The organism is Candidatus Eisenbacteria bacterium (assembly GCA_005893305.1).
Taxonomy (GTDB): Bacteria; Eisenbacteria; RBG-16-71-46; order SZUA-252; family SZUA-252; genus WS-9.
On the sequence record VBOZ01000017.1, the window covers coordinates 100,995 to 113,764 of the forward strand.

At 70.2% G+C, this 12,770-nt stretch carries 9 protein-coding genes; 8 read left to right on the top strand and 1 reads right to left on the bottom strand.

Translation table 11 applies throughout. The features are described from left to right. The first annotated feature begins 25 nt into the window (after positions 1 to 25). Positions 26 to 1,159, top strand: coding sequence for a glycosyltransferase (locus tag E6K79_06785; protein ID TMQ64735.1), 1,134 nt, complete (start codon positions 26 to 28; stop codon positions 1,157 to 1,159). Beyond that, positions 1,108 to 2,103: a glycosyltransferase family 2 protein gene (locus E6K79_06790; GenBank protein ID TMQ64736.1), complete on the top strand. Its 996-nt coding sequence runs from the start codon at positions 1,108 to 1,110 to the stop codon at positions 2,101 to 2,103. Before E6K79_06785 ends, E6K79_06790 begins: the two co-directional genes overlap by 52 nt. On the opposite strand, the gene E6K79_06795 is transcribed toward E6K79_06790, so the two are convergent. Further along, entirely contained in the window at positions 2,027 to 3,379 is a 1,353-nt protein-coding gene (locus E6K79_06795; protein TMQ64737.1) for a glycosyltransferase family 4 protein, read from the bottom strand. The two genes, E6K79_06790 and E6K79_06795, sit on opposite strands and share 77 nt — an antisense overlap. Between E6K79_06795 and E6K79_06800 the strand changes: the two genes are divergently transcribed. From E6K79_06800 to E6K79_06825, 6 genes are read left to right on the top strand one after another with little or no spacing between them, the layout of a single operon-like run. Next, positions 3,294 to 4,445 (top strand): glycosyltransferase family 1 protein, encoded by a 1,152-nt coding sequence (locus E6K79_06800; protein TMQ64738.1) that lies wholly within the window; start codon positions 3,294 to 3,296, stop codon positions 4,443 to 4,445. The two genes, E6K79_06795 and E6K79_06800, sit on opposite strands and share 86 nt — an antisense overlap. Continuing rightward, a complete protein-coding gene (locus E6K79_06805) occupies positions 4,442 to 6,895 on the top strand; it encodes a YfhO family protein (protein TMQ64739.1) in 2,454 nt (817 codons plus the stop codon). Before E6K79_06800 ends, E6K79_06805 begins: the two co-directional genes overlap by 4 nt. Continuing rightward, on the top strand, positions 6,808 to 7,605 hold the full coding sequence (locus tag E6K79_06810; GenBank protein TMQ64740.1) for a polyprenol monophosphomannose synthase: 798 nt from the start codon (positions 6,808 to 6,810) through the stop codon (positions 7,603 to 7,605). Before E6K79_06805 ends, E6K79_06810 begins: the two co-directional genes overlap by 88 nt. 10 nt (positions 7,606 to 7,615) lie before the next feature. Continuing rightward, on the top strand, positions 7,616 to 9,562 hold the full coding sequence (locus E6K79_06815; protein ID TMQ64741.1) for a glycosyltransferase: 1,947 nt from the start codon (positions 7,616 to 7,618) through the stop codon (positions 9,560 to 9,562). Then, positions 9,007 to 11,799 (top strand): hypothetical protein, encoded by a 2,793-nt coding sequence (locus E6K79_06820; protein TMQ64742.1) that lies wholly within the window; start codon positions 9,007 to 9,009, stop codon positions 11,797 to 11,799. Before E6K79_06815 ends, E6K79_06820 begins: the two co-directional genes overlap by 556 nt. Continuing rightward, complete coding sequence (locus tag E6K79_06825; protein ID TMQ64743.1) at positions 11,796 to 12,770, top strand: GNAT family N-acetyltransferase; 975 nt, start codon at positions 11,796 to 11,798, stop codon at positions 12,768 to 12,770. The genes E6K79_06820 and E6K79_06825 overlap by 4 nt, the downstream gene beginning before the upstream one ends.

Below are 12,770 nucleotides of genomic sequence, written 5' to 3' on the forward strand. Positions count from 1 at the left end.
CCGGACTCGCGCGGGATCGCGGCCGATGAGGGTCGCGCTCCTGGGGCCTACCCACCCGTACCGCGGAGGGATCGCCCACTACACGACCCTTCTCGCGCGAGCGTTCGCGAAGTCGCACGACACCCATATCATCTCCTTCAAGCGGCTTTACCCCGGCCTGCTCTTCCCTGGCGTCACCCAGTTCGACCGGAGCGCGGATGCGCTCCTGCCGCCGGTCGAGCCCGAGCCGATCCTGGACAGCATCAACCCCCTGACATGGCGGCGGGCGGGAATGAGGCTGCGCGAGCTCGGTCCCGACCTGCTCATCGTGCCGTGGTGGCATCCCTTCTTTGGGCCGTCGCTCGGCATGGCCGCGCGGCTCGCGCGCGTCGGCGACCGCCCCAAGCGGATCTTCCTGGTCCACAACGTCGAGCCCCACGAACCGACGCCGCTCAACCGTTGGCTCCGGCACTACGGGTTGTTGGCGGCGGACGGATTCATGGTGCACGCGCAGGCCGAGGCGGAACGCCTCAAGGCCCGGGTGCGCGGCGGCCCCATCCGCATTCATCCCCACCCGACGTATGAATTCTTCAGCGAGCACCCGCCCTCGCGCGAATCGGCCCGGGCCGCGATCGCCGCGCGGGGGCGCGTGATCCTCTTCTTCGGCTACGTCCGTCCATACAAGGGACTCGCGGACCTCCTGGAAGGGCTCCGTCTCGCGCGGGGCGACGCATGGGATCAGTGCTACGTCGTGGGCGAGTTCTACGAGCCCCGCGCCCGGTACGAGCCCGCGCTTCACGACCCGGCGCTCCGAGGCAAGGTGACCGTTGTCGACCGATACCTCGCCAACGAGGAGGTGGCGACCTACTTCGCGGCCGCCGACGTCGTCGCGCTGCCGTACCGATCCGCGACCGGCTCCGGGATCGTGCAGATCGCCTTCGGGGCGGGCGTGCCGGTGATCGCGACGAGAACCGGCGGGCTCGATGAGGTCGTCGAGGACGACGTCTCCGGCCTCTTGGTGCCGCCGTCCGATCCGGGCGCTCTCGCGCTGGCGATCGAGAGGTTCTTCGGGGAAGGCCTGGGCCCGAGGCTTCGGGAGGGGGTGGAGCGCGCGCGCGGCCGCTTCTCGTGGGGCGCGCTCCGGGACGCGCTTCTCGACCTGTACAAGGAAACCCCGTGAGCGCGGATCCCACGTGGGCGGTCGTGCTCGCCCACAACCAGCACCGGTATACGCGGGAGTGCCTCACCTCGATTCTCGCCCTCGATCCGCCGGCGGACCGCGTGCTCGTGGTCGACAATGCCTCGACGGACGGAACGCCGGAGCGCGTGCGCGCGGAGTTCCCTTCGGTCGAGGTGCTGGCCCTCGGGGAGAATCGCTACTTCGCGGGCGGGGTGAACGCGGGCCTCGCGAGGGCGCTCGAGGGAGGCGCGGATTCGATCCTGGTCTTGAACAACGACGTCGTGCTCGATCGCGGCGCGCTCGGGACCCTTCGCGCGGCGCTCGCGGCCGATCCTGCGCGCGGGGCTGCGAGCCCGAAGCTCTTCTTCTACGACCCGCCCGACCGGATCTGGTTCGCGGGCGGCATCGTGTCGCGCGGCTTCGCCCTGCTCAGGCACCGCGGCATCCACAGGACGGCCGGCGCCTTCAAGGACGGCGCCCGTCCGATCGATTACGTCTCCGGGGCGGCCGCGCTGCTCTCCCGCCGGGCGCTCACGACGGTCGGCCTCCTCGATCCGGACTTCGTCATCTACGTGGAGGATGCCGATTGGTCGGCCCGCGCGCGAGAGGCGGGCTTCACCCTCTGGTACGAGCCCGCGGCGCGCGGGTGGCACCACGTCTCGGTGACGAGCGGGGGCGGGCTCACCCCCCTCAAGGCCTACTTTCGACTCCGGAGCGGCGCTCTTTACCTCACGCGGCACGCCGAGTCGTGGGAGCGCCCGCTCGCGTGGGGGGCGTACGGGCTCTGGACGGTTGCCCTGCTCGTGCGATCGGCCTTCCGCTCGGATTTCCCTTCGGGCCGCGCGCTTGTCCTCGGCTTCCTCGACTTCACGCGTATTCTCCTCGGCCTGAAGCCACCCGAGCGTAGACCCGAAGCATTCGCTCCCCGAACTCCTTCGCGCTGAACCTGCGAACCCGCTCGCGCCCCCGGGCCGCGTAGCCTGTCAGGGAATCCGGATCGGTCGCGGCCCCGCGCAGGATCCCCGCGAGGGCCCGGACGTCCCCCGCGGGGAAGAGGTGGCCAGCGTCGCCCACCACCTCGGGCACCGAGCCGCCGTCGCTCGCGACGATCGGTACGCCGGCGGCCATCGCGAAGAGGAGCGGGATTCCGAACCCCTCGTGGAGCGAGGGGTAGATGAAGAGCGAGGCGCCGGCGAAGAGCGCGGGCAGCTCGGAGTCCGGTACGTGGCCCAAGAACCGGGCGGGCAGCCCAAGCCGGCGCGCCATCCCTTCGCACCTGCGCGCATACGTGTTCCGGGCGCCGGCCAGGGCCAGCATCGGGGCGGACGTACGATCCGGAAACGCCTGGGAAACCGCCTCGAGTAGGGTCGGAATCGCCTTGCGCGGGTCAAATCCCCCGAGATAGAGCCAGTACGGGCGGCCGCCGGCCAGGCGGGCTCGAAGCGGCATGCCGTCGGCCTCTTCCGCCGGTCGGAACCAGCGCGGGAGCGGATTCGGCACGACCTCGACCCGGTGCGCGGCGGTCGGGAGGTGCTCCTCGATGTCGGATCGGCTCGTCTCGCTCACGGTCACGATCGCGGCCGCTTCGCGGGCCGAGGAGGAGAGAGCACGGCGATAGAGCGCCCTGTGGAGCCACGCTGGCCTCGGCCACGGGACGTCGCGCGGAAAGCGCCAGGGAATCAGATCGTGGATGGTCAGGATCGACGGAAAGGGGAGCCCCTTCGGCAGCCCATGATTCCACGCAGCGTGAAAGAGATCGGGAGCCGGGTCGATGCGCCGGAGGAGTCGGGGCAGCGCATTCCATTCCCATCGAATCCGCCCGCCCGCGCCCCGGCGGACGAGAACCGGGACGGTCGGAGGAATCCGGCCATGGGGTACGGGGCGGTTCGAGACGCCCACAAACGTGGCGCCCTCCCCCTCGAGCTCTTCGAGAATCTGCCCGATGACGACCCCGACGCCCGTAACGGACTCGAGCGCGAGCGGGCGGAGGTCGATGGCGATTCGAAGATCGCGGGTCACCGGCGGCACGCTACGGGAGCCGGCGCCTCCGGTCAACGATCGCTCGCATCCTACGCCTTGACTTCGCCTTGCGCGGCCCGGTACCCTCATGGGATGCGCCATCACGGAGGCCCACGTGCGTCCCATCTGGGACGTCGTCTGGCTGAGTGACATCCCATGGGGGAGCCTCTGGCAGCGGCCGCAACAACTCGCGACCCGCATTCCCGGCGACGCGAGGATTCTCTTCGTGGAGCCGTGGGCCCTTGGCCACGCCCCCGCGGTGAGGCCCGTCCCGGTCGCTCCCAGGATCGCGCGCGTATCGTTCCCATTCCTGCCCCTTCACGCGCGAGCGCATAGGCTGCGGCGCTTGGCGTACCACTTCGGGAGCTCGGCGCCGGCGACGGCGGCGTTCTTCGCGCTCCAGCGCGCGTGGGCCCGCGGGCTCCGGGGATTCTTCCGCCCGAATGCCAAGCGGCTCGCCCTCGTGCAGAACTTCATGAGCGCTCCCGCGCTGGACGCGTGGCGGCCCGATCGGGTCGTCTACGACATGATCGACGCGCCGCTCCACTTCGCGCCGGTCCCGCCGCGGCTCGTGCCGCTCTGGGAGGGACTGCTGCGCCGGGCGGACCGGGTGGTCGTCACGTCGGGTCCGCTCCAGGCGCTCGCGAAGAGCGGAGGCGCTCGCGAATCGCTGCTCGTGGGAAACGGAGTGGAAGCGTCCCGGTTCCGCTCGGCGGAGTCCCACCCCGCGACCTTGCCGGGCCCGCCCGACACGCCGGTCCTGGGCTACGTCGGATCGATCCATGCGTGGTTCGACGTTCCCCTGGTCGCGGCGCTCGCGCGCGCCATCCCCGAGGCGAGGATCGTGCTCGTTGGTCCGGCGCACCCCGCGACCGCGCGGGAGATCGCGCGCGCCGCGGCTCTGGCGCCGAATCTCCACTGGATCGGACCCAAGCCCTACGCCGAGATCCCGTCGATCGTCGGGGCGTTCCGCGTGGGGCTCATCCCGTTCCGGAGAACGCCGCTCACGGAGGCGGTCAATCCGGTGAAGCTGTACGAGTACGCGGCCGCGGGCGTTCCGTGCGTGACGACCCGGTTCAGCGACGAGGTCGACCTCTGGTCCGAGGCGGCCCGCGTCGCATCGACCGAGGAGCAATTCGTGAGCGAGGCGCGGGCGCTTCTCGCCGCGCCGCCCGACCGGGCGCCGCTCCGCGCCTTCGCCGAGCGGCACGACTGGGATGAGATCGCCCGCCGCTTCACCGCGATCTGCCTGGAGGACGCCGCGTGAAGCGACCGGCGGCGCGTGCCGGAGGGAAGGGCGCCGCGGGGTCCCGCGCGCGCGGGCCTTCGCCGGGCGACCGAGAGGGGAAGCCGTTCTCTTGGACCTGGGCGTACGCGGCGGTCGCGCTCCTCGTTCTGCTCTTCTTGTATCCGATCGCCATGGGGAAGGTGTTTGTCTCGCCGGACTCCGTCGCGCCGGCCGGCTTCTCGAAGATCGCGACCGACGCGCTCGTGCACCGGCACGTCTATCCGCTCTGGAATCCGTTTCACTTCCTCGGGATGCCGACCTTCGGAAGCCTCGCCTTCGTGCCCTACGTCTACCCGCCGGACGCCCTCTTCGGTTTCTTACAGGAGGTTCTCCGGTTTCCGAAGATGACCTGGCTTCTGGCCCACTACATTCTGCTCGGCCTCGCGATGCTCGCGTTCCTGCGCGCCGCGGGCGCGGCCCCGGAGGGCGCCCTGCTCGGGGCATTCACGCTCGCCCTCACCCCGAATCTCGTGGCGGTCGGCGCTTTCGGGCACGGAAGCCAGATCATGACCGCGGCCTACCTGCCGCTCCTCCTCCTGCTCTTGGACCGCTTCGCGCGCCGCGGCTCGTGGCTCGCGCTGGCGGGATTCGCCTTCGCGGCGGCGTTCCAGCTGCTTCGCGCGCACGTGCAGATCGTCTTCTACTCCTGGATCGCGCTCACCCTCTACGCGCTGTTCCTCGGCGTCACGGCTCTCCGAGAAGGCCGGCGGGCGGAGGGAGTGCGCGCGTTCGCCGGGCTCGCGGCCGGCCTCGCCCTCGGATTCGGGATGAGCGCGTTCCTCTACCTGCCCGTTCATGAGTACGCGAAGCTCTCGACGCGCGGCGGCGGAGAGGGTGGGGGCGCGGGGCTCGTCTACGCGACCTCGTGGTCGTTCCATCCGCGCGAGATGCTGACCTTCGTGATCCCCAGCATGTTCGGCTTCGGGGGGAGCACGTACTGGGGCAGCATGCCGTTCACCGACTATCCGAACTACATGGGGATCGTCCCGCTGGCGTTCGCGGTCTATGGGGCCGCGCGCACGAGAGGGGTCACCCGGACGTATCTGGTCGCGCTCGCCGCGGTCGCGCTCCTGATCTCCTTCGGGAAGCACCTCCAGCCCCTCTACTCGCTCCTCTACTACCATCTGCCGTTCTTCAACAAGTTCCGCGTCCCGGTCATGATCCTGGTCCTGGTGCAGTTCGCCACCGCGGCGCTCGCCGCGCTCGGGCTCACGAACGCGCTCCAGTCCCGTTCGAATCCCGCGGGCAAGGGGAGCGATTCCGGTTCGGCGTGGATGCGCGGCGCGCTCCTCGCCGCCGTCGCGGGGTTCGGGGTGCTCTTCCTGATCAACCTCCTCGGCCCGGCCGTTCGAGACTACGCGGTTCGCTCCCGGCAGGGTTTCGACCCGAGCCACGCGCGCATGGCGCTCGACATGGCCTCCATCGACGCGATCAAGTCGGGGCTCTTCCTCGCGGCGGCGCTCGCCCTCGTGGGGATGGCGCGGAGGGGACGCCTCTCGCGGTCCGTCGCGGCGCTCCTGATCGTGGGCGTCACCGCGGCCGATCTCTGGACCATCGACCGGAAGATCATCGATCCCCAGGTCGCGACGCCGCGCGAGTACGACGACAACTTCCGCGAGACGCCGGAGATCGCGTTCCTCAAATCCGATTCGACCCAGTTCCGGGTGTTCCCGCTCCGCTGGGACGACAGCCGGCTGGCCGCGTTCGGCATCGCGTCGGTTCTCGGCTATCACCCGGCGAAGCCGCGACTCTACCAGGCGTTCGTGGACACGGTCGGCATCCAGTCGTTCGAGATGCTCCGGCTCCTGAACGTGAAGTACATCCTCGCCGACGGCGCGTTTCCGCCCGGGACCAAGGACGTCGCGCTGAGGTACGACGGGGAAGTGAAGGTGTACGAGGTCGAGGGGGTCCTCCCGCGGGCGTTCGTGGCCCACGCGATCCGCCAGGTCCGGGACGACGGGGTCGCCCTCGCGGTGATCCGGACCCGCGGGTTCGATCCGCACGCGGAGGTCCTCTGGAGCGAGCCGACCGCCGCTTCGCCGGTCTCCGCTCCCGGCGTCCCCGACTCGGTCCGGACGATTCGCTACGACTTCAACGAGGCCGAGTACCTGGCCTCCTCCTCCGCGCCTGGGCTCTTCGTCGTGATCGACGAGTTCGATCCCGACTGGGTCGCGACCGTGGACGGAGCGCCGGCCGCGATCCATCGCGTGAACTACCTGATGCGTGGGGTGGCCCTCTCCCCGGGGGTCCACCGCGTCCGCTTCGCGTACGCGCCGCGAGCGCTTGCAGCGGGAATCCAGATTTCGCTCGCGTCGGTGCTCGTGGGCCTGCTCCTGGCGGGATGGGGGGCGTGGCGTACGGTGGCGCGACGGGCCCAGGGCGGATCGCCCGCCGCGGCGGCTCCGGCGGTTCCAGAGGCCAGGGAGTGAAAGCGCTCGTCATCATTCCGACCTACGACGAGAGGGAGAACCTGGTCGAGCTCTTGGGCCGGGTCTTCGCCCAGAATCTTCCGACTGACGTTCTGATCGTGGACGATAACTCCCCGGACGGAACCGGCGAACTCGCCGACGAGCTGGCCGCGGCCAACCCGCGGGTGCACGTGATGCACCGCGCGGGAAAACTGGGGCTCGGATCCGCGTACGTGGCGGGCTTTCGGTGGGCGCTCGAGCGCGACTACGAGGCCGTGTTCGAGATGGACGCCGATTTCTCCCACAACCCCGACAGCTTGGGAGAATTTCTCCGCGAGCTGGAGAACGCCGATCTCGTCCTGGGCTCGCGCTACCTGCACGGCGTCACGGTGGTCAACTGGCCGCTCTCGCGGCTGATCCTCTCATACAGCGCCAACGTCTACAGCCGGGTCATCACCGGCATGCGGGTCAAGGACCTCACCGGCGGGTTCAAGTGTTTCCGCCGCAGCGTTCTCGAGGCGATCGACTGGAGCCGAGTCGGATCGGACGGCTACGCCTTCCAGATCGAGATCAGCTTCAAGGCATGGAGAAAGGGCTTCCGGATCAAGGAGATCCCGATCATGTTCGTCGATCGTCGCGCGGGCAGCTCGAAGATGTCTCGCAAGATCGTCCGCGAGGCGGTCTGGATGGTCTGGCGCCTGCGCCTCCTCGATCTCCTCGGCGCGCTCTAGGAGGCCCCGCGTGGGCATCTCGCTGGTCGTGGTCCACTACAAGACCCGGGAGGCGCTCGCGCGGCTCCTCGATTCGCTGCGGGCCGCGAAGCCGTCCTCGCTCCGCGAGATCCTGATCGTGAACAACTCGGGCGAACCCTTGGACGATCTCGCGCGCGGGGCGGGTTGGCCGGCGCGCGTCCTCACGCCCGGGAAGAACCTCGGGTACGCACGCGGCGTGAACGAGGGCATCCGGGCCGCGTCCGAGGAGGACGTGCTGATCCTGAATCCCGACGTCCAGGTCCCTCCCGGCTCGATCGAGGCCCTCGAGCGGGCGGCGGAGAGCCATCCGCGCGCGGGAATCCTTGCTCCCAGGCTTCTGAATCCCGACGGGAGCCTTCAGCTTTCCTCTCGCCGATTCTACAATTGGAGGACGCTGCTCCTTCGCCGTGTGCCCTTGGGAGCGCTCGTGGAGCGGAGCCGCGCGGTGCGCGCGCACCTGATGGCGGAATGGGACCACGAGGAGACCCGTGCCGTCGATTGGGTCTTGGGCGCCGCGATGTACGTCCGCCGCCGGGCGATGCGGGACGTGGGGCTGATGGATGAGCGGTACTTTCTCTACTTTGAAGACGTCGATTGGTGCCAGCGCATGTGGCGCCACGGCTTCGAGGTCGTCTACTGCGCCGAGTCGCGGATGGTCCACGACCACGCGCGGGCGAGCGCGCAGGGGCGGCCGCGTTCGGTCCGGGCGCACGCCGCCGGGCTCCTTCGCTTCACCGAGAAATGGAGCGCGATCGTGTACGCCATGAGCCAGCATCGCCGCCGCGTGGTACAGCTCCTGACCCTCGTCTCGGACATCGTCGCCGCCGCGGCGGCCTGCTTCGCCGCGTACGAGATCCGCGCCGCGCTCAATGCGTACTTCGAGCGGCCGGTCTACCCCATGCAGAGTTACAGCGGCCTCCTGTTCTTCACGATCGCGGTGACCGTGGCGGCCCTGGCGATGAACGGGCTCTACCGCCGCACGATCTTCAGCGAGGCGATCGAGCGCGGCTTCCTCATCGGGCAGGCGGTGATCCAAGCCGGCCTTCTCCTCATGGCGGCCACGTTCCTGTTCCAGATGCCACGGTACTCGCGCGTGCTGGTCCTGCTCGTCGGGCCAATCTTGTTCCTTTTTCTTCTCCTCTCGCGCGGGCTCCTGTCCCGCCTCGGCGCGGGCGCCCGGGCGCAAGGGTTCGCCTTCCGGCGGGTTCTTCTCCTCGGCTCCGGCTCGGAGGCCGAGCACGCGCGCGCGGCGCTCGAGGCCGCGCGCCGGGACGGATACGAGCCCCTTCACGCGGAGGCTCCGTCGGGCGAGGAGGAGACGCCGGAGGCGGCTGCGGCGCGCATCCGCGCGCTCGTCGACAGCGAGCGGATCCAGATCGTATGCGTCGTGCCGGAGTCCGACGAGATTCCCTACCTGCTCGCGCTGGCCGCGTCCCTTCGCGATTCGGGAGCGGCGGTCTACTGGGCGGGATCGGTCGCGCACCTGGCGTCGGCCGCCGGGGAATCGCGGAAGCTCGGCCCCCTCCGCGCGGCCCTTCTCTACGCCCCGAGCCGCGGGCTCTCGCTCCGCGCCCGGAAGCGGGTGAGCGACCTCGCCCTGTCGTTTCTGGTCGCGCCATGGCGTTGGGGCCGTCTCAGGGAATACCTCGCCGCGCAAGGCGAGGCGATCGGGCCCGGCGAAGCCTGGCGGCAAGTTCTGTCCGGGGAGCGGAGCTGGGTCGGGCGGAGCGCGTACGAGACCGACCGCTGGACCGACGTCCCCGCCTGGGCGCGCCTCGCCCTCGAATCGCTTCGCCCGGGCGTGGTCTCTCCCTCGAGCGACGCCGCCTCGGACCGCAGGGCCCGTCTCGAATCGGAGCTTGCGTACCTCGCGAGATTCTCGCTCGCCGAGGATCTGCGCATCTTCCTGAGGGCGACGGCGGGAGGCGCGGGCTGATGCCGATCGAGCGGACGCGGAGCCGGCCGATCCGGATCTGGCGGAGCGCGGCGCTCGCCGCGTTTCACGCGGCACTGCTCGCGGCGGCATCGCCCGGGACGGCCTTCGCGACGCGGCTCTTCATCAAGAACCACGTCAACTCGAACCAGATCGTGGGCCTCGCGGCGTGGCAGGGGAGGCTCGCGGCCGCGACGTTCGGTGGGGTAGTCTTCGCCGATCCGGCCACGGGTGCCCTCACGAAGCTGATCCGGGCCCCGGGCGGCCTCCCCTCGAACCGGATCCTCTGCGTCGTATCGAGCCCGAGCGGGTCCCTCTGGGCGGGCACCGCGGACAGGGGGCTCGCGCGGCTCCGTCCCGACGGCGGGTTCCGCCGGACGCTCACGTCGTTCGACGGCCTGCCGAGCGATCGCGTGCAGGCGCTCTATGTCCACGGCGACAGCGTCTGGGTCGGGACGAGCGGCGGCGTCGCGCTCTTCACCGAGAACCCGATCACCGGGCAGTTCGCGCTCCGGCGGTCCGATTCGAGCGCGAGCACGGGAGGCGCGCTCGTCGCCGACGACATCCGCGCGTTTCAGATGGTGGGCGACACGATCTGGTGCGCCACCTCCGCCGGCCTCTCTGCGTTCGCGGGCGGTACATGGCTCAATCGCGCGGCGGCGCTCGGGGTCCCGGTGCGGGACCTCGAGCTCCACGCCGACACGCTCTGGGCGTCCACGGTGGCGGGACCCCGCCGCTACGCGGCCGGCGTCTTCACGACCGTCGCGGCGGGGCATGCGGGCGAAAGCATCGCCCTCCACTCGACCGGCGGCGTCCTCTATTCGGGCACGACCGGCTCGGGCGTGTACCGCTATTCCCCCGGTGCCGGCTGGACCGCGCTCGGCTTGGTCGGACTCTCCAACGGCCGCGCGAACGATCTGGAGTCGGCGCCCGACGGAAGGCTCTGGATCGCCACCGACAATGGGCTTGCCAGGGACCTGAGCCCCGCGGTCGGTTGGGAGCTCCACCTCTCTCCCGGACCGGCGGTGAACGGGACGCAGCGCGCCACGGCCGACGCGCGCGGGGTTTGGTTCGCGACCGGGAATTCCGTGGAGCCCAGCATTCTCCACTACGACGGGCAGAGCTGGACCGAGCTCACCAACTTCTCGACCGGCGGCTCCCTCCAGCAGGCGAGCGTGTTCGGCATCTTCTCCGATGGCGCCGGAAAGCTCTGGATCGCTCACTGCTGCAGCGCCGGGGACCCGAAGCCCCGGACGGAGCGGTGGGACCCGGCGACCGGAGTATGGGACACCCTCGGCGTGACCAACCTCTACGCGTTCGCGCAGACTTCGACCGGCCTGGTCTTCGGGGTGAGCGTCGAGCACGGGAACGGCGCCTATGCCTTCGACGGCACGACGGCGGCGCTCCTCGACTCGCTGACCCCTTCGAACACACAGGGCGGAACGGGCGTCGGCATCGCGAGCAACAACCTACGCGGGGTCTCGTTCGACGCCGCGGGGCGCGGCTGGTTCGCCCTGGCCACGAGCGGGCTCAGCATCTGGGATGGGAACGGAACCCTCACCGACCACTCCGACGACCGCTGGCTTCGCTACACCGGAACCGGATTTCCGAGCGATCAGACCACCGCGGTCGTGACGACCGGGGCTTCCTCCGGATGGGTCGGGACCGTCGGCGGCCTCGTGCGCATGGTCAACGATTTCGTCGATCCAGCGGCGACGGCCGCGACGAACGCGAAGCTCCCCTCGCCCCAGGTCAAAGACCTCGTCCTCGACTCCGACGGAAACCTCTGGGTCGCCACGTCCGGGGGCCTCGCCCGCGTCGAGGCCGTGACCGGCGTCGTCGAGAGCTGGAGCGCGCTCGACGGTCTGGCCGGCGACGACGTTCAGTCGCTCGCCTGGGACTCCGGCCGCGGCGTCCTCTGGGCGGGAACCTCCGACGGCATCTCCGAGATCTTCCCGGGCGCGGGCTCAAGCGGGTTCAGCGACCGATCGTACCTCTACCCGAGCCCGCTCGGAGCGACCGCGACCGCGCTCCGCCTCGGGGGGATCACCGACGAGGTTTTCGGCGAAGTGCGCGACCTGACGGGCGCGCTCATCCGGCGCTTCCGCTGCGATCCGGCGCACAACGAGGTGTGGGACCTCCGCCTCGCGAACGGATCACCGGCCGCACCGGGCGTCTACGTCGTCGTCTTGAGGGCCGGCGACCGCTCGCGAATTCTTCGAACGGCGGTCGTGCGGTGAGGGTCGCCTCGGAAGTCGGGCTGGTCTCGCCGCCGGACACGTCGGCGTGGGACGGCTTGGTCGCCGCGTCTCCGGAAGCGACCGTGTTCCACACCTCGGCCTGGGCGAAGCTCTGGACCGAAGAATGGAAAGGCTCCAAGTGGGAGGCGATCGTCGTACAGGATTCGTCAGGCTACTCGGGCGGGATCGGCATGATCTCCCGCCGGCGGGGAATCTTCCGGACCGTCGAGTCGATGCCGTTCGGAACCTACGGAGGGCCGATCGTTCGCGAGGGGCATCCGGATCCCTCCGCGGTGCGCCGCCTTCTCATGGAGGCGTATGCCGCCCGAGTGGCCCGGAGGCTCGTGGCCCGCTCGCGCGTCACCTGGTACGAGGGGACCGCGGGCGATTTCCCGGACAACCTCCGCCCGGAGGAATCGATCACGCACGTGCTTGCGCTCTCGAGCGACTACGAGAGCGTGGCGAAGGGATTCTCTCCCTCGACGCGGCGTCTCGTCCGGCAGGCCGACGAGAGCGCGCTCTCGATCCGCGTCGCCGAGACGTCCGAAGATCTTCACGCGTTCTACGAGATCGCGGTGGAGACCGTTCGCCGCCGCGGCGGAACGCCCAAGCCGTATTCGCTCTACGAGCGAATCTTGAAATCCCTCGTGCCGGCCGGGCTCGCCCGGTACCACCTCGTCCTCCACGAGGGGGCGGCCGTCGCGGCGAGCCTCCACCTGTTCCACGAGGGGACCGCGATGAGCTGGCTCCCGGTCTCGCGCGAGTCGTCGTGGCATCTCCGCCCGAACAACTACCTCATCGCGAGCCTCCTCGAGACCCTCTGCGGGGCGGGCTACCTCGAGTACAACTTCGGCGCGACGCCTCTCGGCGCCGCCGGTCTCGTCCGGTTCAAGGAAGGATGGGGCGCGCGACCGCGGTCCGTCCTGATCGCGGGGCGCCGAAGCGCCCTCCACCGGCGACTTCGCTCCTAG

What these genes read in the sequence shown, in the direction of transcription:
- E6K79_06785 (TMQ64735.1), top strand. Translation starts at nt 26, where the DNA reads ATGAGGGTCGCGCTCCTGGGGCCTACCCACCCGTACCGCGGAGGGATC.
- E6K79_06795 (TMQ64737.1), bottom strand. Translation starts at nt 3,379, where the DNA reads ATGCGGGTCGCGAGTTGTTGCGGCCGCTGCCAGAGGCTCCCCCATGGG.
- E6K79_06810 (TMQ64740.1), top strand. Translation starts at nt 6,808, where the DNA reads ATGGGGGGCGTGGCGTACGGTGGCGCGACGGGCCCAGGGCGGATCGCC.
- E6K79_06820 (TMQ64742.1), top strand. Translation starts at nt 9,007, where the DNA reads ATGCGTCGTGCCGGAGTCCGACGAGATTCCCTACCTGCTCGCGCTGGC.